Source organism: Thiothrix lacustris DSM 21227 (assembly GCF_000621325.1).
GTDB classification, from domain to species: domain Bacteria; phylum Pseudomonadota; class Gammaproteobacteria; order Thiotrichales; family Thiotrichaceae; genus Thiothrix; species Thiothrix lacustris.
In genome coordinates, this window is the sequence record NZ_JHYQ01000002.1 from 172,787 (window position 1) to 195,284 (window position 22,498).

Below are 22,498 nucleotides of genomic sequence, written 5' to 3' on the forward strand. Positions count from 1 at the left end.
CAGTAAACAATGGCACTGATCGTACAGAAATACGGCGGCACATCCGTAGGCTCACCCGAACGCATCGCGGCGGTGGCAGAGCGGGTGATTCGCTGGCGAAAGAAGGGCAATGATGTCATCGTGGTGGTTTCCGCGATGTCGGGTGAAACCAATAAACTGGTGGCGCTGATCAATGCCGTCAATCCACAAGGTTCCGAGCGCGAAAAAGACGCGATTCTCTCCACGGGCGAACAGGTCACGATTGGCCTGTTGGCGATGGCGCTAGAAAAGCAAGGTCAGCCTGCACGTTCCTACACAGGTGCACAGGTTCGCATCCTGACGGATGAGGCGCACACCAAGGCACGTATTCGTGATATTGATGCTGAACCCATTCGTAAAGATCTGGCGGCAGGAAAAGTCGTGGTCGTAGCTGGTTTTCAGGGTGTGACAGCAGATGGCAGCATTACAACCTTAGGGCGCGGCGGTTCCGATACCACTGGTGTGGCGCTGGCGGTTGCTCTCAAGGCAGACGAATGCCAGATTTACACCGATGTAGACGGGGTATACACCACTGACCCACGTATTGAGCCTAAAGCCCGCCATATCCCGCGCCTGACGCTGGAAGAAATGTTGGAAATGGCTAGCCAAGGTTCCAAAGTGCTGCAAATTCGTTCGGTCGAATTTGCCTACAAATATGATATGCCTATCCGCGTGCTATCCAGTTTTGATGAATTTGATCAAGGCAACAGCACGCTGGTCACTCGTGAGGAAGATGTAATGGAAGAAGTATCCGTCCGTGGTATTGCGTTTAACCGCGACGAAGCCCAATTGACTGTCACGGGCGTGCCTGATCGCCCCGGTGTGGCTTACCAGATTCTGGGACCGATTTCGGACGCGAATATCGAAGTGGACATGATTGTGCAGAATACCGGTTCTGATGGTACGACCGATTTTACGTTCACGGTTCACAAGAACGATTATGCCAAGGCGCGTGGTATCCTGTGTAAGACTGGCGAAGCCTTGGGTGCAAAGCAATGTAACGGCGATGAAAGCATTGCCAAAGTGGCGATTGTCGGGGCAGGGATGCGTTCCCATGCTGGGGTTGCTAGTAAAATGTTCAAGACCTTGGCTGATGAAGGCATCAATATCCGCATGATTTCTACTTCTGAAATCAAAGTCGCTGTGGTGGTGGATGAGAAATACCTAGAATTGGCAGTACGTGTCTTGCACGACGCATTTGGTTTGGCTCAAGCAACTATCTAATTCAAAAAACAATAATAAATTTTTGAGGAAAAACCCACTGTAACAGCTTTGTTCGGTGGGTTTTTTTTGCCCAAACATTAAGGTGTTAGGCAAGTTATTTAATGCTTGTTGTTTAAATCATACATTGGTAAAAATACCACTGATGGTTGAATAGTTAAGCCTCAGTTAAGTGCTGATATGGGATTGTTGAGGCTACCAACGACTATGAGTGATGCTTTAGGGCTATCACGGGCTTTTGGGACACATAAATGCAGCAATATGGAGATTATGCGATATGTTGATTCTGACACGGAGGGTGGGAGAAACCCTCATGATTGGGGATAATATCAGCGTTACGGTATTAGGGGTTAAAGGCAATCAGGTACGTTTGGGCATTAATGCGCCTAAAGATGTTGCTGTACACCGGGAGGAAATCTTCGAGCGTATCCGTCATGAACAAATTGATGTGGTTGCTCTTGAAGAAAATGTAAATTAGGGCTTTACGTACAGCCCATTTGAAGGTATCCTTCCCGCCTTCATTGAAGACTTGGAGAGTTGGCCGAGTGGCCGAAGGCGCTCCCCTGCTAAGGGAGTATGGGTCAAAAGCCCATCGAGGGTTCGAATCCCTCACTCTCCGCCATATTTTAAAAAGCCCTGACAGGTTAAGTTCTGTGAGGGCTTTTTTGTATTACTTTATGCCATTTTACTGATCAAGCCCCATGATACGTATTACCGACTTGCGCCTACCCCTAGAATACCCTGCCGATTCCCTATCTACTGCCGTTGCGGAACGCTTAGGCATTACGATTGCTGAGTTGCTGGATTTTAACGTATTCAAACGGGGTTACGATGCCCGCAAGCGCGATGCCATCGTGTTGGTCTACACCATTGACGTGACGGTGCAGGATGAAACGGCACTTCTGGCGACATTCTCTGCTGACCCGCACATCAAGATTGCCCCCGATACTACTTACCGTTTTGTCGCACACCTGCAAGAAGCACCCGATTTGCGTCCGGTGATCGTGGGTTTTGGCCCGTGTGGGTTAATGGCAGGCTTGGTGCTGGCACAAATGGGTTTCCGCCCAATCATTCTGGAACGTGGTAAAAAAGTCCGCGAACGCACCAAGGATACTTGGGGGCTATGGCGCAAAAACCAGCTAAACCCCGAATCCAACGTGCAATTTGGTGAAGGTGGCGCCGGTACTTTTTCCGACGGCAAGCTCTACAGCCAGATCAAAGATCCTAAGCATTACGGGCGCAAGGTGCTGACTGAATTCGTCAAAGCTGGTGCGCCAGAAGAAATCCTCTACGTTAGCAAGCCGCACATCGGTACCTTCCGCTTGGTTAAAATGGTGGAAAATATGCGTGCCCAGATCGAAGCACTGGGTGGCGAAATCCGTTTCCAGCAGCAAGTAACCGATGTGCTGATCGAAGACGGACATCTACGTGGGGTGACGCTAGCAACGGGTGAACAAATCCGCACCGATCACGTCATTCTCGCGCTGGGGCACAGTGCGCGGGATACGTTCCAGATGCTGCATGAGCGCGGTGTGTTCATGGAACAGAAGCCATTTTCGCTCGGTTTCCGCATTGAACACCCACAAACTCTGATTGATCAGGCGCGTTTCGGCAAACATGCGGGCAACGAATTGCTGGGCGCGGCAGATTACAAGCTGGTACACCACGCCAAAAATGGACGCGATGTGTACAGTTTCTGCATGTGTCCGGGCGGGCAAGTTGTGGCGGCGGCTTCCGAGCCGGGGCGGGTGGTCACCAATGGTATGAGCCAATATTCCCGCGCCGAACGTAATGCCAATGCAGGGATTGTGGTCGGTATCACCCCGAAAGATTACCCCGGTAATCCGCTAGCGGGCATCGAATTCCAGCGTCAATGGGAATCGCGTGCTTACGAACTCGGCGGCGGCAATTACGAAGCGCCGGGGCAGTTAGTGGGCGATTTCATCAAAGGCATTGCGTCAACGCAACTGGGTTCGGTGGAACCTTCCTACCAACCCGGCGTACACCTCACCGATCTGGCGACCAGCCTACCGAAATATGCGATTGAAGCCATCCGTGAAGCACTGCCTGCTTTTGAGCGTCAAATCAAAGGTTTCTCGATGTATGATGCTGTGTTGACTGGGGTGGAAACCCGCACCTCCTCACCGTTGCGTATGACTCGTGGTGAAGACCTGCAAAGCCTAAACGTTAAAGGGCTTTTTCCGGCTGGCGAAGGCGCGGGGTATGCTGGGGGTATTCTCTCGGCAGGCGTGGATGGCATTCGCGTCGCCGAGGCATTGGCTACCCAATTAACGGAGGCAAATCATGACCGGAATTATCCGCACAAGCTGGCACAACGCTGAGGTATTAAGCAATCAGCGTTGGACTGAGCGCCTGCTAACCTTACGCATTAAAACCGAGCCTTTGCCGTTCATCGCCGGACAGTTTGTGACCCTGCGCTTACCCATCACGACTGATGGTAATACCGAGCTGGTGGCAAAATCCTATTCCCTGATCAATGCGCCTGACGAGGCGGTGCTGGAAGTTTTCTACAATATCGTTCCCAATGGCAAACTTTCCAACGCTCTGGCTGGCTTGCAGGCGGGCGATAGTCTGGAGATTTCTCAGCCCGCCAAAGGCTTTTTTGTGCTGGATGAAATCCCTAAAGTGCCTAATTTGTGGATGATTGCCACGGGAACCGGCCTTGGCCCCTACCTCTCGATCCTCAAAACTGCCCAGCCGTGGGAACGTTTCCAGAAAATCGTGCTGGTGCATGGCGTGCCGTTGGTCAACGAATTGGCGTATCCCGACTTGATTCAAGGCTTGTTGGCCGAGCACCCGGAGCAGTTCAGCTTCATTGCCTGCGTGACCCAAGAGGCCAACCCGGAAGGCTTGGAAGGGCGTATTACCACCAACCTTGAATCCGGCGCACTCGAACAGGTCGCAGGCACTCACATCAGTGCGGAAGACACGCACGTTATGCTGTGCGGCAACCACAATATGCTGAATGACATGAAAGAATTACTAGCAAAACGCGGGATGCAACGTCATTTGCGTCACAAGCCGGGTCATATCACCACGGAACAGTATTTTTAGAGTCGTAATCTGTTGGCAAGCACTGTAAAATCAGCCGCTTCTATTGTATGGGTTACGGACAAGCAACGAATATGAACCCGGAATTTCTTGATTTCGAACAGCCTATCGCCGAGTTACAGGCGAAAATTGAAGAACTGCGTTACGTGGGTGACGCGGAAATTAACTTGAGCGAAGAAATTGGCAAGCTGGAAGAAAAAGCCGCTTCGCTGACCCGCTCCATTTTTTCCAAACTGACACCCCGTCAGATTTCCCAGCTTGCGCGTCACCCTAAACGTCCGTACACGCTCGACTTGATCCGCTATTTGTTTACGGATTTCAAGGAGCTGCATGGCGACCGTGCCTTTGCTGATGACAAAGCCATTATCGGTGGTATGGCACGTTTTCGCGGTCAAGCGGTGATGGTGATCGGTCATCAAAAAGGCCGTGACACCAACGAAAACATCAAACGCAATTTCGGAATGCCGCGCCCGGAAGGCTACCGCAAAGCTTTGCGCTTGATGCACATGGCCGAAAAATTCCACCTGCCGGTGATCACGTTCATCGACACACCGGGCGCATACCCCGGCATTGGTGCGGAAGAACGTGGTCAAAGCGAAGCTATCGCCCGTAATCTTTACGAAATGGCGAAATTGCGTACCCCGATCATTTGCACGGTAGTAGGCGAAGGTGGTTCCGGTGGTGCGTTGGCGATTGGCGTCGGCGACCGGGTGATGATGCTGCAATACGCCACTTACTCGGTTATTTCCCCAGAAGGTTGCGCTTCAATCCTCTGGAAAAGTGCTGAAAAAGCGGCAGATGCGGCAGATGCGATGGGCATTACTGCCGACCGTCTCAAATCGCTTGGCCTGATTGAGCAGATTATTCCTGAACCGCTGGGTGGTGCGCACCGCGACATGGAAGCCGCTGCCCAACACATTGGCGAGGCATTGGAAACCAATTTGCGCACCCTGAATGCCACGAATATCGACAAGCTGCTCGACAAACGTTACCAGCGCATTATGGCATTCGGGCAGTTCGAGGAGTAAGGAGGGCGTATGTCATGCGCCCCGACGGATCACCTGTTACGCTTTTTCCAGCAACACCCTGCCACGGAATACCTGATAGGTTTCAGTGGCGGGATGGATTCGCACGTATTACTTCATGCTTGCGCCAGTCTGCGCGGGCAATATCCCCACCTGTGTTTTCGCGCCCTGCACATTGATCATGGTTTGCAGGCAGTGTCGGCTGCGTGGGCGGAACATTGCCGTGCGGTGTGTACGGCACTTGGAATTCCCTTGCATAGTGAAACCTTGCAACTGGTGATTCCGGCGGGGGCAAGTCTGGAAGCGGTGGCGCGGACTGCGCGTTATGCAGCCTTCAGCCAGCACTTGCAGCCCGGTGAAATCGTGCTGACCGCGCATCACCAGAATGATCAGGCTGAAACCTTGTTGCTGCATCTAGTACGCGGCAGTGGGGTGGATGGGCTGGCGGCAATGCCAGAAATCCGCCCGTTTGCGCAAGGTGTATTGGGGCGACCCTTGCTGGCTTGCAGTCGTGCGGAACTGAGCGCGTATGCCAAACAGCATAAGCTGAATGTCATTGATGACCCCAGCAATCAGGACAGCCGTTTCGACCGCAATTTCCTGCGCCATCAGGTGGTACCCGTGCTCGAACAGCGTTGGCCTGCACTGGGTAAAACGTTAGCGCGGGCAGCGCGTTTGCAGGGGGAAAGCCGTCAGTTACTGGAAGGCTTTTTGCGCGAAAAACTGCCGAGTATGCACGGCAGTAAGCCCGGTACTTTGTCGGTTAGCCAGTTGCTGGCAGAGGATGCCGTGATGCAAAAAGCCTTGCTGCGAGAATGGCTGGCACAGCGCGGTTTCCGTTTGCCGGAAGAAAAAAAGCTGCTGCAAGTGCTGCATGACGTGTTGCACTGCCGCCCGGATGCGACGCCTTGCGTACAGTGGGAAGGCTGCGACATCCGCCGTTACCGCGATGACATGTATGCTATGCCGCCATTGTCGGCGCACGACCCGAAGCAGGTGTTGGTGTGGAATACCCGCGAGCCGTTATTTATTGCCTCGTTGGGGCGTACTTTGGTGGCGGAGTCGGGGTATCCTGAAACCGTGACCGTGCGCTTTCGGCAAGGTGGTGAAAGCGTGTATCTGTCGCAGCGGGGTGGGCATCATGCGCTTAAGCATCTGTTTCAGGAATGGGGTGTTCCACCGTGGGAGCGGGAGCGCTTGCCGTTGGTGTTTGTGGGGGAGCGGTTGGTGGCTATTGAGGGAATATTGCCTATGGAGCAGGAAGTCGATGGATAGAAATGACGAGTCTTGGATGCGCCATGCCCTTACCCTTGCTCGCAATGCATGGCAGCAAGGCGAAGTGCCCGTCGGTGCTGTCCTCATCCGCGACGGCAAAATCCTCGCTGAAGGCTGGAACCAGCCGATCACCCTGCATGACCCTTCCGCCCACGCCGAAATGCTTGCTATGCGGGCAGCAGGCCAAACGGTTGGTAATTATCGCTTGCCCGGTACAACCCTCTACATCACGCTCGAACCCTGTCTGATGTGTGTCGGCGCCATGCTGCACGCACGGGTAGAGCGAGTGGTATTCGGTGCTTATGACCCCAAAACCGGGGCAGCAGGCAGTGCGTTTAATCTGCTGCAAGACCCGCGCCACTACCACAAGGTGCTAGCGGTGCAGGGTGGGGTGTTACAGGAAGAATGCGCTGCGTTATTGCAGGCATTCTTCCGTGAGCGGCGGGCGGCTGCCTCAGCCAAACCAGCGACGGAGTAAGCGCGTTAACCAGGAATCAGTCGAAGCGGGGACAGGTGCTGGAGCAGGTGTCGGTGTTGCTGGGGCAGGTGTCGGTGCTGCTGGGGCAGGCGTTGGTGCTGCTACCTGATTACTATTGGCAAATTTGATCATCTCTTCAACAATCACTGCCAGTGGTGCACCTTGTTGGCTAGAGGCTGATTTAGCCGCTGTGCGCCAAGTACTTGGTACCGCAGTGCCTGCTTGCCATGTGCCGGTTGCTTGTGCATCGTATTGGGTTTTAGCGCGTGCGCCTTTACCCGGTGTCCATAGGAAGTCAGGGTGTTTGTTGGTGTACCATTCGCCACCGATGATATTGTTTGCGGCATCCAGCTCCAGATCGTAGTAATAAGTCACTTTCTGGATGGCATCTTGCGAAGGGCTGTCCGTTTCGCGTTGGCTAGGGGAGGTTTCGACCACATAAGACACATCCATGCGGATGCCGACGAAAGATTGGGTTTGTGAACTGCGGTAAGCCTTGAATTTGTCTTCGGTAAACGCGGCTTTGCTGATCGTCGCGCCTGCCAGTGTGCTGGAATAAGCGTTGGTTTGCGGGTTGAAATAGCGGTATTCGTAAGCGTACAGCGGTTGGTTCCAGACTTCGTAATCGAAGGTGACATCCAGTACGGTGCTGCGTTTGGAGCCGCCAATCTGGTTGACGATGGCAAGATGCCAAGCACCTGGGTTGGTATCGAAGCAGCTTGCGGAGGTGACGCGTCCCGTTGTTGCATCGGTGGCTGGATCTTTGTCGTTACAGCGTCCGCCGATAAAGCGGGTGGCACTAGCCGCATTTGCCCATAACAAGGAACCCAAGGCTTTGATATCAGAAGGGTAAAACTTGATGGCGACGTTTGATGGCGTTAGTAGTGTAACGCTTTTAGTCGGTCTGGCGAGCATATAGGCGGCAGGTGCCCAACCGTGACAAATGCCCATCCAGCTTTCGACTGAGCCGTTTGTATCGTAATAAGATTTACCTTCTGCCCACATCTTTTTAGTGAGAGATTCATTGGTATCACCGACTAGTGCATCGTATTTTTCAGCAGGTGATAGTTGGTTAATTTTGGCTGCATTACCGCTAGCAAGGATGGTTGCAGCAGGCGTCTTACGCACGTAATCGTAATTCTTTTGCCAGTCGCTGGATTTGGGAAAGCTGGAGTCAGCGTAGCGGGCGCCCAAAATACCTTTGTAAATTGCCCAATAATCGTCCGACCAAGGAGATTCTGCCAGCGTCGCTTTTTGCAAACCAGCACTTTCCATATCAGTGAGTTTGGCGTAGGTCAGGGTATCAACAAGATTTGCAGGCTTGTCGTTGGATGCAATAGCGGCACGGGTAGAGACGTTAGTTGGTTGCAGGACGTGCAGTCGTTGTGTATCACGTGCATCAACATAGGCAAGGCTATCAATGATTTCGCGTGAAAACAGCGTATTACCTTCGACTGGATTGCCTGCGCTATCGGTTTTTGGCAGTGGCCGATTCATGAAGGCTTTGGGATCTTTTTTGAAAGCCGCAAGATCGGTATTAATTTGCTGCTCAATAGTAGTCGACATATTTGTTTCTCCTTGTCCGCTTGGCGGATTGCCCTATTCTGATTAAGTATAGACCGCTTCCGTCAATTTGGTAGGTATTCCCATTGGTCGAAGTAAGCGGCTTGCCCGGCGTAATGGCCTTGTGCGTCCTGCAAGTTCCATACAATGGCTTGTCGGATCAGGAAACGCCGCCCGCTGCTGGAAATGCGTACCCCAGCATAGTTGTCGATATAGCCTTGGCGATTGACGGTTTGCAACAAGTGCTCGCGCTCTTCGCGGGCGAGTGCTTCGGCGGAATAACGTGATGGCAGATTAGTGAGGGTTTCCCAATCCATTTCAAAGACTTCCAGCGCCTTCTTGTTACCGTAAGTGAAAATGGGGTCAGCGGCAGTATTGTGTGATAGTAGCACAAACGGTGCGTTGTCGAGGGTGTAGGCAGTGCTATGGCCTTCCCATGGCAGCTCGGCCAGATCCCGCCCGACGTAGTGGCGGAAACTGCTGTGTAGCAAATGCAGGTGTGCGGTCAGTTGTGCCGGTGTCATCATATGCTGGCCAAATTACCTTTGGTTTCCAGCCAGTGCTTGCGGTCGCCAGCACGTTTTTTCGCCAAAAGCATGTCCATTACGATGTCGGCAGATTCGTCGCCGTCGTCGATGCTGAGTTTAACCAAGCGACGGGTATCGGGGGAAATGGTGGTTTCGCGCAATTGCAGCGGGTTCATTTCACCCAAGCCTTTGAAGCGGGTGACGGATACCGTGCCGCGTTTTTTCTCGGCGGTGATAATGTCGAGGCGTGCTTGCTTTTCGGCTTCATCCAGCGCGTAATAAATTTCCTTGCCGATGTCGATGCGGTACAGCGGCGGCATGGCGACGAAGACATGACCCGCTTGAACTAGCGGGCGGAAGTGCTTGAGAAATAAGGCGCAAAGCAGGGTGGCAATGTGCGCACCGTCCGAGTCGGCGTCGGCGAGAATGCAGATTTTGCCGTAACGTAGCTGGTTGAGGTCGCAATGCCCCGGCTCTACGCCAATCGCTACGGAAATGTCGTGGACTTCCTGTGAACCCAGCACTTGTTCCGAATCGACTTCCCACGTATTCAGGATTTTACCGCGCAAGGGCATGATGGCTTGAAATTCGCGGTCACGTGCTTGTTTCGCCGAGCCGCCTGCGGAGTCACCTTCCACCAGAAACAGTTCGGTGCGGGTGATGTCCTGCGAGGAACAATCTGCGAGTTTGCCGGGCAGGGCGGGGCCTGCGGTGATGCGTTTGCGGATGACTTTTTTGCTGGCTTTCTGGCGTTTGGTGGCGTTGTTAATTGCCAATTGTGCGAGTTGTTCACCAATCACGGTGTTGTTGTTGAGGTAGAGGCTGAAAGCGTCTTTGATTGCGCCACTGATGAAACTGGCGGCTTCGCGGGAGGAGAGGCGTTCCTTGGTTTGCCCGGCAAATTGTGGGTCTTGCATCTTGAAGGACAGCACAAATGCGATGTTTTCCCACACGTCATCCGGGGTCAACTTCAGGCCGCGTGGCAATAGGTTGCGGAATTCGCAGTATTCGCGCAAGGCATCGGTCACACCCGTGCGCAAGCCGTTGACGTGCGTACCGCCTTGCACAGTGGGAATCAGGTTGACGTAGCTTTCCTGTATGGCTGTGCCGCCTTCGGGTAGCCACAGCAATGCCCAGTCGAGCGTTTCACGCGGCGCGGTGAGTGAGCCGGTGAACGGGTCTTCGGGCAGGGTGATGTATTCGCTGATGGCTTCATTGAGGTAATCGCGCAGGCCGCTTTGGTAATACCATTCGGTGACTTCGGGTTCGCTGGTGGAGGCGTCGGTGAAACGAATGCGTAAACCGGGGCAGAGTACCGCCTTTGCTCGTAAATTGTGTTTGAGCGCTCTGACGCTGAATTTCACTGTGTCGAAGTATTTGGCATCCGGCCAGAAATGCACGGTGGTGCCGGTTTCGCGCTTGCCTGCCTTGCCGATCACTTCGAGTTCGCTGGCTTTGTTACCGTCGGCAAAAGCCATGCGGTAAAGCTGGCTATTGCGCTTGATGGTGACTTCGAGCTTGCGTGAGAGGGCATTGACTACGGAAACGCCCACACCGTGCAAACCACCGGAAAACTGGTAATTCTGGTCGGAAAATTTGCCGCCCGCGTGCAGGGTGCAGAGGATGACTTCGATTCCCGGTTTGCCTTGTTCGGGGTGGATGTCGACCGGCATCCCGCGCCCGTTGTCGGTGACGGAAACCGAGCCATCGGTGTGTAGTGTTACGTCGATCTGGTTGGCGTGCCCGGCGAGGGCTTCATCCACGCTATTGTCGATCACTTCTTGCGCCAAGTGGTTGGGGCGCGTGGTGTCGGTGTACATGCCGGGGCGCTTGCGCACGGGGTCGAGTCCGGTGAGGACTTCGATGGAAGAGGCGTCGTAGGTGTTGTTGCTCATTATTCTCGTCAGTTCTGGTCTGGATGCGCTGAAACATAGCCGGTATCAGCGCAGCCGTAAAGTCCCACTTAACAAGGGGCTGTTAATGCACCACCGTATGCAGTACTTTACCGTGTTCAAAATACACTGAAAATCCGCCATAATTCCACACCGTAATCCGAGGCCAGCGCTTTTTGACGGGGGTTGCGGACTGGCTCACGGAATATGGCTGGCCGTAGTGTGCTTTGACGTTATTCATGCTCATGCCTCGGCTGGGGTAGTCGGCAAAGGCGGCAGTGGCGAAAAAAGGGATAGCCAGTAACGCAGTACTGAGTACGCTACTAAACCATTTGGGCAAACGCATGTCTGATCTCCCGATACTTTACTATTAAATGACACTCAATCAGTTGTACAATCGCCACCCATGTTTACACCACTCGAATTATTCATCGGACAGCGGTACACGCACTCGCGGCGACGTAACCGTTTCATCTCGTTCATATCGTTCGCCTCGATGCTCGGCATCTTGCTGGGGGTTATGGTGCTGATCACGGTTTTGTCGATCATGAACGGGTTTGAAAAGGAACTCAGGGACAAGATACTGGGAGTGGTTTCCCATGTCACGGTTTCGGGGACAAATGGGCAACTCTCTGATTGGACGGCAAAGTTGGACGGTTTGCAGGCTGAAAAACACGTCATCGGTGCTGCCCCCTATGTGCAAAAACAGGTGATGCTGACCAACGGCAACCTGATGCGCGGCGTGGTATTGCAGGGCATAGACCCGGCTCGCCAGAGTCAGGTCAGCGACGTGAATTTCAAAATGCTGGAAGGCAACTTCAGCAACCTCAAGCCGCGCGAATACGGCATTGTGCTGGGGGTGGAAGTCGCGGCTAACCTTGGGGTGATTCCCGGCGATAAAGTCACGGTGATTGTGCCGCAAGTGCAAGTCACACCCGCCGGTATTTTGCCGCGTCTGAAACGCTTTACTGTGGTGGGTATCTACCAGATTGGGCATCCTGAATACGATGGCATGACCGGCTTTATTGAGCTGAGTGATGCCTCGCGGCTGTTCCGCTTGGGTGAAAACGTCGGGGGGATACGCCTGAAATTGGATGATATGTTCGCAGCACCCGCGATTGGGCACGATTTACAGACCAAGCTGGGCAAAGACTTTGAGGTGGTTGACTGGAGTCAGGAACACGGCAGCTTTTTCCGTGCCGTTAAAACCGAGCGTATTGTGATGACCTTGATCCTGTTTCTGGTGGTGTGCGTGGCGCTGTTTAACCTTGTGGCATCCTTGATGATGGCGGTGAATGATAAGGAATCGGATATTGCCATCTTACGAACGTTCGGGATGTCGGGAAAACGTATCATGCGGATTTTCATGATTCAAGGCAGTATCATCGGGGTGTTTGGCACGCTAGTGGGGATTGGGCTGGGTGTATGGTTGTCGTTGAATATCCACACGGTGATTCCGTTTCTGGAAAATACTTTCGGGTTCAAGATTTTCTCGTCGGATGTGTTCTACATCAGTGAAATCCCCTCGGATCTGCGTTGGGGTAATGTGATCTGGATCGGTATTGCCTCGCTGATTGCTTCGGTATTGGCAACGGTTTACCCCGCTTGGCGTGCCTCACAAATCCAGCCTGCGGAGTCATTGCGCTATGAGTAAGATGTTCCAGCCGATGGAGCTGTTTGTCGGCTTGCGCTATACGCGCTCACAGCGTCAGAAGCATTTCATTTCGTTCATTTCCCTGGCGTCGATTATCGGGATTGCGATTGGTGTGCTGGTGCTGATTACCGTGCTGTCGGTGATGAATGGTTTCGAGCAAACCATGCGCGAGCGCATCATGGGTATGTTGGCGCACGTCACTGTTTCTGAAAACGATTTGATGGTGTCTGACTGGCAGAAAGTGCAAAAAGATTTGCTGGATTTTCCGCATGTGAAAGCGGTGTCGCCGTTTATTGAAAAGCCTGCGATGTTGAATCAGGGCGATGAAGCGCGGGCGGCAGTGTTGCAAGGTATTTTGCCGGAGGAAGAACGCAAGGTCAGCACGGTATTCGATCATGTGGTCAAGGGTGATATGCAAAAGCTGCAAGCGGGCAGTTTTAATATTGCCATCGGCGCAACCATGGCGAAGGAATTGAAAGTCGATGTGGGTGACGCACTGACGCTAGTCAGCCCCAGTGAAAATGCGCTGGAAACCGGGCAAATGCCTGCGTTGCAACGTTTCACCATTGTGGCGATTTTCCGGGTGGATATGCAGCAGTTTGATACCACCTCAGCCTATGTGAACCTTGAGGATGCTGCCACGACGTTTGAAATGGGCGGGGATGTGACCGGTTTGCGGATGACGCTGGATGATTTATACCTTGCGCCCAAAACTGCTCAAGCCATTTTGCAGCGTATGGGGCAAGCGTGGCCGGATATGTGGGCAAATGATTGGACGAATCTGAACAAGAATCAGTTTGCCGCGATTCAGGCACAGAAGTCGGTGATGTTCATTATTCTAATGCTGATCATTGCGGTGGCAGCCTTCAATCTGGTGTCGACGCTGGTGATGGTGGTGACGGACAAGGAAGGCGATATTGCGATATTGCGTACCTTGGGGCTGTCATCGGGGCGGGTGATGAAGATTTTCATGGTGCAGGGTACGTTGATTGGGGTGTTCGGTACGCTGATCGGCGTGGTGGCGGGTGTGTTGCTGGCAACCAATCTGGATGTGATTGTGCCGTTTCTGGAACGTTTGTTTGATACCCATTTCATCAATGCCGATGTTTATTTTATCAGCGAACTCGAATCACGGGTGAATCCGGGCGATGTCCTCGTGATTGCCTTGAGTGCGCTGTTTATGTCTATTCTCGCGACGCTTTACCCTGCTTGGCGTGCGTCCAAAGTCCAGCCTGCGGAGGCTCTGCGTTATGAGTAATGTGATTATTTCTTGCCAGCAATTGAGCAAGCGTTTCACCGAAGGTCGGTTGGATGTGGAAGTGCTACGCGGTGTGGATTTGCAAATACAAGCGGGTGAAAAAGTCGCGATTTTAGGCAGTTCCGGTAGTGGTAAAAGTACCTTGCTGCACTTGATGGGTGGGCTGGATTTGCCTACTTCTGGGCATGTAGAAGTGCTGGGCAAACGCATGGATCAGTTGTCGGATACGGAACGTGGCGTGCTGCGTAACGAGTCGATGGGCTTCATTTACCAGTTCCATCACTTGTTGCCAGAATTTACGGCCTTGGAAAATGTGGCGATGCCGCTGCTGATCCGTGGGGTGAAAGTGGCGGATGCGACCGCTCAGGCGACTGATATTCTGGCAAAAGTGGGGCTGAAAGAACGTCTTGACCATAAGCCCGCGCAATTGTCCGGGGGGGAGCGTCAGCGTGCGGCGATTGCCCGTGCATTGGTGTCACGCCCGAAAGCGGTATTGGCAGATGAACCGACCGGCAACCTCGATCACAACACGGCTGAAAACGTGTTTAATTTGATGCAAAGCTTGAATGATTCCTTGGGAACGGCGTTTGTGGTGGTCACGCATGACCTGCAATTGGCGGCGAAAATGGATACAGTATACCGCTTGACGGATGGGGTATTAGGGGCGGCGTGACTTGCGTAAGCGGCGTGCCTTGATGCGCTTGAGCAAGTGCAAGCGCCATAGCAGGTGGATACCGTAATAACCTGCTACAGAAGAGAATACGGCCATCAGGGATATGCCTAACAGGAATGGTTTCCAGATCAGGATCAGGCCATTCATTAGCCAGTCAAGGCTGGGGGTGAAATTGAAGCCAGCGCTTGGATGTCCGACAATAGCCGCCCCTAACAAATACGCACCATAAAGCATCGGTGGCATCGTCACCGGGTTGGTAACAAACACCAGCACCACGGCTAAGGGCAAGTTGGCTCGAAAAAAAACGGCTAGCAGTGCTGCAATCACGGATTGGAACGGCACTGGAATCCACATAGCAAACAACCCGATAGCAAATGCGGCTGCTACGTTGTGCCGGTTCAAGTTCCATAAGCAGGGCAAATGTAAAGAGTCCCCCAGAAACTGAAGATGTTTATGCTCTTTGAGTTTTTCTGGATTAGGAAACAGTTTACGTAGTAACTTTCGTGGCATGAAGCCTCAATAATAACAACAGTAAGGTCATTCATTATCCATGGTTTATGAAACATGCGCACCTTTTCAGTGAGTTTTTTTATCGGCACGCTTGTGCTGTTGGCATTGCCGCGCCTGCCGGTGATGGATTCACTGTTTTGGGGAGGCTTTGGAGGTGCGGTGGCTACATTGGTGCTAATGGGCGTATTGCATACGCCCCTACGGCGTTGGATGGGTACGCCGGTGCTTATTGGCGTGTTGCTGGGGGCGAGCTATGCGCTGTGGGTTGCCAGTGATGTGCGGAATGCGTGGCTGCCCACCGCGTGGGAAGGCGAAGACAAGCTGTTGACGGGTACGGTGGTGGATGTGCCGGAACGCAGTGCCGATGGGTTGCATTTTTTATTGGATGTCGCTGTGCCGGAATACACCGGACGTTTGCGGGTGGCTTGGTATGAGGATAATACGCCCGATGTCCGTGCTGGTGAACGTTGGCAGTTGCTGGTACGCGGCAAGCGTCCGAATGGTTTCATGAATCCCAATGGCTTTGATTATGAGCAATGGTTGTTTACGCAACGCATTGGCGGTAGTGGCTATGTGCGTAAGTCTGATAATAATCAGCGCGTGGCAGCAGCACCGTGGTGGGAACCGGATAGCTGGCGTCAGCATTTGCAGGAAAAGATCGCAACAGCTTTGCAAGGTTCGCCCATGACTGGGCTGGTGCAGGGGTTGGCGATTGCGTATACCGAGGGGATTTCGCAGCAGCAGTGGGGGGTATTGCGTAACACGGGTACGATTCATTTGCTGGCGATTTCGGGCTTGCACATTACGATGGTGGCCAGTTTGGGGATTTTGCCGGTGTGGGGTATCTGGCGCTTGTTTCCAATGTTGTATTTGTGGCTGCCGTTGCGGGTCGCTGCGGGGGTGTCGGGTGGGGTGTTGGCAACCGGCTATTCTTTGTTGGCAGGGTTTAATATTCCGACCCAGCGCACGCTGATCATGTTGTTAGTGGTGTTGGTAGGCTTGGTGTGGCGGCGGCAAGTGCCGTTCAGTGTCACCATGAGTGTGGCTTTGCTGTTGGTGTTGTTGCTCGATCCGTTGGCGGGTTTGTCGGTGGGTTTTTGGTTGTCGTTTGTGACGGTGGCTTTGTTGGCTTTTCTGGGAATGCGCCAGCGTAAGGTGGGTAAATCGGCGGTGCTGTGGATGCAGTTGGTGTTGTCATTGGGTACGATTCCGCTGGCGGCAGGCTTTTTCGGTATGGTGTCGCTGAGTTCACCACTGGCTAATTTAATTGCGATTCCAGTGGTAACGTTTGTGGTAACGCCGTTGGTGCTGCTGGGTATGGCGTTGGTGGGGTTGTGGGCTGCTGGAGCTGCGTGGGTGTGGTGGGGCGCGGCGATCCTGTTGCAAGGGCTGATGTGGGTGTTGGATTGGTTGGCTTCGTGGTCGCTGTCAACCGTTTACATGCCATTGATTCCGTTACCGTGGCTGTTGTTGGCGGGGCTTGGATTTGTGTTGCTGTGGTTGCCACGCGGAATGCCGGGGCGTTGGTTGGGGGCGTTGTTGATGTTGCCGCTGGTGTTGTACCAGCCACTAAAACTGGATGCGGGGGCGTTTCGTGTGAGTGTGCTGGATGTGGGGCAGGGGTTGGCAAGCGTGGTGCAAACCGCGAACCATACCTTGGTGTTTGATACTGGCGCTAAGGCGTCAGATAGTTTTGATACTGGGGCATTAGTGGTGCTGCCGTGGCTGCGGGGGCAGGGTGTGGGAAACATTGATACCTTGGTGGTTTCCCATGCGGATAATGACCATAGTGGTGGTGCGGGGGCGTTATTGGCAGCGATGCCGGTGGGTCAGGTGTTGGTTAGTAGTGCTGATACATTGCCAGATCATCAAGTTGATTTATGTGAGGCAGGCCAGTCATGGCAGTGGGATGGGGTGAAATTTAGTGTGCTACACCCGGCCGTGGATTTTCTTGATCAAAAGAATAACAACCGTTCTTGCGTTTTAAAAATAACAAATCACTACCATAGTGTTTTATTGACGGCTGATATTGAGCGCATTGCGGAAAGTTGGTTACTCAAGCAAGCGGTTGATTTGCAGGCTGAGGTTTTGGTTTTGCCGCATCACGGAAGCAAAACGTCTTCAAGCCCTGCGTTTATTCAAGCGGTCGCGCCAACGTTAGGTGTTGTGACTAGTGGTTATCGGAATCGGTATCATCATCCACACGCTGATGTGATACAGCGTTACGCGGCCCGTGACATAAAATTGCTGGACACTGTGGATAATGGGGAATTGCGTTTGGATTTTCCTGAGATGGGTGAAAGCTTGTCTATTAGGAAATGGCGTATTGAGCATCAGCACTTGTGGAACCGTTACACTGAAAAGTAACGTGGCGAAACATTATAATTTATGCCAGAATCCAAGGCATTTCCCAATGGGTTTGCATACTGAACAGGGATTTTTTCCGCGTGTTTCAGGCTAGTAGTGTTCAGGAATCAATGATGAAATTTGAAGAAAAGGATCTCGACATTTTCAAAAAACTGGATTCAAACGTTTATTTAACCCTCAATGATAAGCAGGCGTTGAAAACCAGTGTGGATGAATTGGCGCTGCGTTTGGTGGAGAGTGACGGGCGTTTGCAGCAAATGTCAGGTTTGTTGCTGGAAAAGGATGGTCATATTCGGGTACGTGATGCCCGTATTGATGAGCGTGACAAGCGCATGGAAACTTTGGCGCTGTTACTGGGTGAAAAAGAAAAATTGCTGATTCAGCACAATCAGTTATTGCAAGATAAGGAAAAGATTTTACGGACTCGGGATGAAAGTATTATTGCCCGTGATCGCGCTGTTCAACAGCGTGATACCATGCTGGAAGATCGTGAATCACGCCTGAGTAGTCTGGAGCAAAACCTCGCCCACTACGAAAAATTGTTGCAGGAAAAAGAGCTGCAAATCCAGATGCGCGACCGTAGTCTGGAAGATAAAGACCGTTCTTTGTCGCGTATTGATCAGGCTATCCAAAGCAAAGACAAGCTGCTGCAGAGCCGTGATGACAGTATCATCAAGAAAGACCAGCAGTTGGTGGATCGTGAAACACTGTTACAGGAACGCACTCGCCAGACGCTAGAGCAGGAAAAAATGCTCAAGGAGCGTGATAAGCACTTGAGTGAGCGTGATAATCACGTGCTAGAGCGTGACCGCCAGCTTGTGGCGCGTGATGGACACATCGATCTTGCTAACCAGCATCTGCAATCTCGTGACCGAACGATTGCCGAGCGTGACCAGCAAATTCAGGCACGTGAGCTATTACTCAAGGAAAAAGCCAGCTTATTGCAGGAGCGGGACCAGCGTATTGGTGTTCAGCAACAGCAAGTGGAAAAGCGCGATCTTACCCTGAGCCAACGCGACCGCGAACTCAGCGAACGTGACCGCACTATCGGTGAACGTGATGCCGAGTTACGTTTGCGCGAAGAAGCTATCCGTAGCCGTGACCAGCAGGGGCTGGATTTTCTGCAAACCATTCGTGAACTCGAAGACCACTTGCAGGAACGAGATACCCAGTTAACTGACCGTGACCGTCAATTGTCGATGCGTGATGAACGTATCAATAAGGCTGACGAAGATTTGCGCGACCGTGATACCCGTCTTTCCAGCCGCGACCGTACGGTGGAAGAACGCGATGTACAGATCACTGAGCGTGACCGTCGTATCAAGGAACGCGACATGTCCTTGCGCGACCGTGATACCCGTATTAGTGGGCAAGACTTACAACTGCGTGAGCGTGATAAGCAGTTGCAATTACGCGATACCCAGTTGCAAAGTCGCGATGTCACCATCGGCGAGCGTGACCATGGCATCAAGCAGCGCGACGGGCATATTTCCCAGCTGAATGGGCAGATGCAGGAACGCGATGAAACTATTCATGCACGTGACTCGTTGCTGACTGAGCGCAATGCGGCTATCCAGCAGCGTGACGATACGGTGCGTGAGCGTGATTTCCAACTCACTGAGCGTGATCAGAGTCTTCTGCAACGCGATACCTCACTGAATGAACGTGACCAGCAGATTCAAACGCTGGGTGAATTTATCACCGAGCGAGATACTAGCCTGCAAGTGCGTGATACTGAAATTGCTGCTCGCGATGATCAGGTGCGTAACCTTCAACTAGAAGTTCACCTGCGCGACCAAAGCATTGCCGAGCGTGATGTGCAGTTGCAGCTCCGTGACCAGACGGTACAGGATCGTGATGAATTTCTTTCCGAGCGTGAAGAAACCATTGCTGAGCGTGATGCGACAGTAGCAGAGCGTGATGCCCAGCTTGAACAGCGTGATTTGCATCTTCAGCGTAAAGAAGAGGCGTTGCAAGAGCGGGATCAGCAGATTCACTTACGTGATACGGAAGTGGCGAAACGCGATGCCAGCCTGCATGAGCGCCATGAGACGATTGCACAGCGCGATGCTCATCTTAATGCGCGAGATGATCAGCTCAATAAGCGTGATGCTAGCTTGCATGATCGAGATCAGACGATTATTGCCAAGGAAGCCCATATTCGTCGTCGTGATGAACGCTTGCAGGAATTGACCTTACGTCTCCAGCATTTGGAGAATACCCTGAAGGAGAATGGTCAGCAGTTGCAAAACCGTGATGAAGCGCTGCACCAACGGGATCTGATTATTGCCCAGCGCGATCGCCAAATCGACAAACTTGATAAAAGTGTGGTCAAGTATGCTGCGGGTGCGCAAAGTATCTTCATCAAAGGGGTCCTGGCGGGGATAGCTGCTGCTTTGGTTTTTGTATTAGGACTGAAACTGATGGCTATTTTCTGAAATGATGGTTATTTTTCCTAAAGGGTATTGACAGTCCGTTCTGCTGTCGTTAATATTCGCGCCTCTATGGCTACATAGCTCAGCTGGTTAGAGCACATCACTCATAATGATGGGGTCCCTAGTTCGAATCTAGGTGTAGCCACCAAATATAAAAAGCCACGTTACCTAACGTGGCTTTTTTGTATCCCCTGTTTTCGTTCTGAAAAAATCAATACTCGCACGCTTTTTGGGGTGTAATCCCTCATGCATTCGTATTATGATGCGAGTCTTTTCCTTCGCCATTAGCGATTTACGGAGTTTACTGTGGAACTGACTGGTGCCGAGATATTCGTCGAGTGTCTTAAGGAAGAAGGTGTTGATACCATCTTCGGTTACCCTGGTGGAGCTGTCTTGTTTTTGTACGATGAACTGTACAAGCAGCAAGATAACATCAACCATATTCTGGTAAGACATGAGCAAGGGGCTGTACACGCAGCCGAAGGTTATGCCAAAGCAACCAATAAGCCTGGTGTGGCGCTGGTAACATCGGGTCCCGGTGCGACCAATGCAGTGACAGGTATTGCAGATGCGTACATGGATTCTGTGCCACTGGTGGTTTTCACCGGGCAAGTACCACGTCATCTGATTGGGAATGATGCTTTTCAGGAAGTAGACATCGTGGGCATTACTCGCCCGTGCGTCAAACACAACTTCTTGGTGACTGATGTCAATGAATTAGCCATGACCATCAAGAAAGCCTTCTATATCGCTAGCACAGGTCGTCCTGGCCCGGTTCTGGTGGATATTCCCAAGGACATCACTACAGCGCGTTGCGAGTTCCATTACCCCGCTGAAATTACCATGCGTTCCTACAACCCGACGGTCAAGGGTAACAAGCGTCAAGTACGTCGCGCCATTGACCTGATGTTGGAATCGAAGCGCCCAATACTGTATACCGGTGGTGGCGTGGTGTTGTCAGGGGCGGCACATCAATTGACTGAACTGACCAAGGAATTGGGTTTTCCTATCACCAATACCTTGATGGGTTTGGGCGGTTATCCGTCAATGGATAAGCAGTTCGTTGGTATGTTGGGGATGCACGGTACGTATGAAGCCAATAACGCGATGCACCATTCGGATTTAGTCATTGCGATTGGCTCACGTTTCGATGACCGTGTGACTGGTAATATCGAAAAGTTCTGCCCTTATGCCAAGATCATCCATGTGGACATTGATCCTGCCTCGATTTCCAAGAACGTCAAGGTAGACGTGCCTATTGTTGGTGATGTTAAAAGCGTCATTCTGGATATGCTGGAAGAACTTCGTGCTCGCACTGAGCGCCCCGATGCTGCTGCACTCGCGGATTGGTGGAAGCAAATTGCGGAATGGCAAGGTATGGATTGCCTGAAATATAATCAGGATATGAATGCAGCGATCAAAGCGCAATTTGTAGTCGAAAAGTTGTGGGAAGCCACTAACGGTGACGCTTACATCACCTCTGACGTTGGTCAGCACCAGATGTGGGCGGCGCAATACTACAAGTTCAGCCAGCCGAACCGTTGGATTAACTCCGGTGGCTTGGGCACGATGGGCTTTGGTTTGCCAGCGGCAATGGGCGTGCAAATGGCATTCCCGGAAGAAACCGTGGCGTGTATCACGGGCGATGGCAGTATCCAGATGTGTATTCAGGAACTGGCAACGTGCTTGCAGTATCACATGCCGATCAAGGTCATTTCCTTGAACAATGGCTACCTCGGGATGGTGCGTCAGTGGCAGGAATTCTTCTACCAGAAGCGTTACGCCATGTCCTACATGGAAGCCCTGCCTGATTTCGTCAAGTTGGCGGAAGCTTATGGTCACGTTGGTATGCGTATCGACAAGCCGGGTGATGTTGAAGGTGCACTGAAAGAAGCCTTGGCCATGAAAGACCGTTTGGTCTTTATGGACTTCATCACCGAGCGGGAAAATAACGTATTCCCGATGATCCCTGCCGGTGCAGGCCAAAATGAAATGATTCTGGTATAGGTGACAAAATGCGGCATGTAATTTCCATCCTGATGGAGAATGAAGCGGGTGCGTTGTCGCGTGTAGCCGGGTTATTCTCGGCACGTGGCTACAATATTGAGTCCTTGACGGTTGCACCCACGGATGATGCAACCCTTTCACGCCTGACGCTGGTGACGCGCGGCAGTGAAGAAATCGTGGAGCAGATCGTCAAACAACTCAATAAGTTGATTGACGTGGTGAAGGTTATGGACCTCGCCCAGTATTCGCACATTGAGCGCGAAATGATGTTAGTCAAAGTCGGTGTTGATAAAAGCGCGGCCTGTGAAGCGGTCAAACGTCTGTCTGACATTTTCCGTGGCAACATCGTTGATGTGAGCGACAAGACCTACACCATTGAATTGACTGGCGAACGCAGCAAACTGGATGCGTTTGTGAATGCATTAAAAGAGTACCGCATTATTGAAGTGGTACGTTCCGGCAGTATGGGCATCGCACGCGGTGAAGCATCCCTGCACGTTTAATTGACTATGATATTTTGGAC

The 22,498-nt window shown here is 52.3% G+C and carries 19 protein-coding genes and 2 tRNA genes; 16 read left to right on the forward strand and 5 right to left on the reverse strand.

The window, feature by feature from the left end:
- Positions 1-9: 9 nt before the first annotated feature.
- From Q394_RS0102305 to tadA, 8 genes are all read left to right on the forward strand, one after another.
- Complete coding sequence (locus Q394_RS0102305; RefSeq protein ID WP_028487853.1) at positions 10-1,242, forward strand: aspartate kinase; 1,233 nt, start codon at positions 10-12, stop codon at positions 1,240-1,242.
- 274 nt (positions 1,243-1,516) lie between these two features.
- Positions 1,517-1,717 (forward strand): carbon storage regulator CsrA, encoded by a 201-nt coding sequence (gene csrA, locus Q394_RS18825; RefSeq protein WP_038140170.1) that lies wholly within the window; start codon positions 1,517-1,519, stop codon positions 1,715-1,717.
- Between the two features lie 53 nt (positions 1,718-1,770).
- A tRNA-Ser gene (locus Q394_RS0102315) sits at positions 1,771-1,861 on the forward strand.
- A 79-nt stretch (positions 1,862-1,940) separates the two neighbouring features.
- Positions 1,941-3,581 carry an NAD(P)/FAD-dependent oxidoreductase gene (locus Q394_RS18830; RefSeq protein WP_051542637.1) on the forward strand — a complete coding sequence of 547 codons (1,641 nt, stop codon included), beginning with the start codon at positions 1,941-1,943 and terminating at the stop codon, positions 3,579-3,581.
- Positions 3,544-4,314: a ferredoxin--NADP reductase gene (locus Q394_RS0102325; RefSeq protein ID WP_051542639.1), complete on the forward strand. Its 771-nt coding sequence runs from the start codon at positions 3,544-3,546 to the stop codon at positions 4,312-4,314. The genes Q394_RS18830 and Q394_RS0102325 overlap by 38 nt, the downstream gene beginning before the upstream one ends.
- A gap of 71 nt (positions 4,315-4,385) precedes the next feature.
- Positions 4,386-5,339, forward strand: a complete 954-nt coding sequence (locus Q394_RS0102330; RefSeq protein WP_028487855.1) for an acetyl-CoA carboxylase carboxyltransferase subunit alpha — start codon at positions 4,386-4,388, stop codon at positions 5,337-5,339.
- 9 nt (positions 5,340-5,348) lie between these two features.
- A complete protein-coding gene (gene tilS / locus Q394_RS18835) occupies positions 5,349-6,611 on the forward strand; it encodes a tRNA lysidine(34) synthetase TilS (RefSeq protein WP_084260316.1) in 1,263 nt (420 codons plus the stop codon).
- Positions 6,604-7,089: a tRNA adenosine(34) deaminase TadA gene (gene tadA / locus Q394_RS0102340; protein WP_028487856.1), complete on the forward strand. Its 486-nt coding sequence runs from the start codon at positions 6,604-6,606 to the stop codon at positions 7,087-7,089. The genes tilS and tadA overlap by 8 nt, the downstream gene beginning before the upstream one ends.
- Here the strand turns inward: tadA and Q394_RS18840 are convergent.
- The 4 genes from Q394_RS18840 to Q394_RS18845 all read right to left on the reverse strand — a co-directional run bounded on the left by Q394_RS18840 (position 7,066) and on the right by Q394_RS18845 (position 11,417).
- Positions 7,066-8,655 (reverse strand): hypothetical protein, encoded by a 1,590-nt coding sequence (locus Q394_RS18840; RefSeq protein ID WP_084260317.1) that lies wholly within the window; start codon positions 8,653-8,655, stop codon positions 7,066-7,068. The genes tadA and Q394_RS18840 overlap by 24 nt on opposite strands.
- A 62-nt stretch (positions 8,656-8,717) precedes the next feature.
- Positions 8,718-9,179, reverse strand: coding sequence for an MEKHLA domain-containing protein (locus Q394_RS0102350; RefSeq protein ID WP_051542640.1), 462 nt, complete (start codon positions 9,177-9,179; stop codon positions 8,718-8,720).
- On the reverse strand, positions 9,176-11,074 hold the full coding sequence (gene parE, locus Q394_RS0102355; protein ID WP_028487858.1) for a DNA topoisomerase IV subunit B: 1,899 nt from the start codon (positions 11,072-11,074) through the stop codon (positions 9,176-9,178). Before parE ends, Q394_RS0102350 begins: the two co-directional genes overlap by 4 nt.
- An 82-nt stretch (positions 11,075-11,156) precedes the next feature.
- Positions 11,157-11,417, reverse strand: coding sequence for a hypothetical protein (locus Q394_RS18845; RefSeq protein WP_038140172.1), 261 nt, complete (start codon positions 11,415-11,417; stop codon positions 11,157-11,159).
- A 60-nt stretch (positions 11,418-11,477) separates the two neighbouring features.
- On the opposite strand from Q394_RS18845, the gene Q394_RS0102365 reads away from it, so the two are divergent.
- The 3 genes from Q394_RS0102365 to lolD are packed head-to-tail and all read left to right on the forward strand — an operon-like array spanning position 11,478 to position 14,656.
- Complete coding sequence (locus Q394_RS0102365) at positions 11,478-12,725, forward strand: lipoprotein-releasing ABC transporter permease subunit (protein WP_028487859.1); 1,248 nt, start codon at positions 11,478-11,480, stop codon at positions 12,723-12,725.
- On the forward strand, positions 12,718-13,983 hold the full coding sequence (locus Q394_RS0102370) for a lipoprotein-releasing ABC transporter permease subunit (protein WP_038140174.1): 1,266 nt from the start codon (positions 12,718-12,720) through the stop codon (positions 13,981-13,983). The genes Q394_RS0102365 and Q394_RS0102370 overlap by 8 nt, the downstream gene beginning before the upstream one ends.
- Complete coding sequence (lolD, locus tag Q394_RS0102375) at positions 13,976-14,656, forward strand: lipoprotein-releasing ABC transporter ATP-binding protein LolD (protein WP_028487861.1); 681 nt, start codon at positions 13,976-13,978, stop codon at positions 14,654-14,656. Before Q394_RS0102370 ends, lolD begins: the two co-directional genes overlap by 8 nt.
- On the opposite strand, the gene Q394_RS0102380 is transcribed toward lolD, so the two are convergent.
- Positions 14,642-15,166: a DUF2062 domain-containing protein gene (locus Q394_RS0102380; RefSeq protein ID WP_028487862.1), complete on the reverse strand. Its 525-nt coding sequence runs from the start codon at positions 15,164-15,166 to the stop codon at positions 14,642-14,644. The two genes, lolD and Q394_RS0102380, sit on opposite strands and share 15 nt — an antisense overlap.
- Before the next feature lie 54 nt (positions 15,167-15,220).
- Between Q394_RS0102380 and Q394_RS0102385 the strand changes: the two genes are divergently transcribed.
- The 5 genes from Q394_RS0102385 (at position 15,221) to ilvN (ending at position 22,478) form a co-directional block, all read left to right on the forward strand.
- The gene (locus Q394_RS0102385; protein WP_028487863.1) at positions 15,221-17,533 is read left to right on the forward strand and encodes a DNA internalization-related competence protein ComEC/Rec2; all 2,313 of its coding nucleotides are present in this window, start codon (positions 15,221-15,223) and stop codon (positions 17,531-17,533) included.
- Positions 17,534-17,643: 110 nt separating this feature from the next.
- Entirely contained in the window at positions 17,644-19,971 is a 2,328-nt protein-coding gene (locus Q394_RS0102390; RefSeq protein ID WP_245606717.1) for a coiled-coil domain-containing protein, read from the forward strand.
- Between the two features lie 68 nt (positions 19,972-20,039).
- A tRNA-Met gene (locus tag Q394_RS0102395) sits at positions 20,040-20,116 on the forward strand.
- A 158-nt stretch (positions 20,117-20,274) separates the two neighbouring features.
- Positions 20,275-21,975, forward strand: coding sequence for a biosynthetic-type acetolactate synthase large subunit (gene ilvB, locus Q394_RS0102400; protein WP_028487865.1), 1,701 nt, complete (start codon positions 20,275-20,277; stop codon positions 21,973-21,975).
- Between the two features lie 8 nt (positions 21,976-21,983).
- On the forward strand, positions 21,984-22,478 hold the full coding sequence (gene ilvN, locus Q394_RS0102405; RefSeq protein WP_028487866.1) for an acetolactate synthase small subunit: 495 nt from the start codon (positions 21,984-21,986) through the stop codon (positions 22,476-22,478).
- Positions 22,479-22,498: the final 20 nt, after the last annotated feature.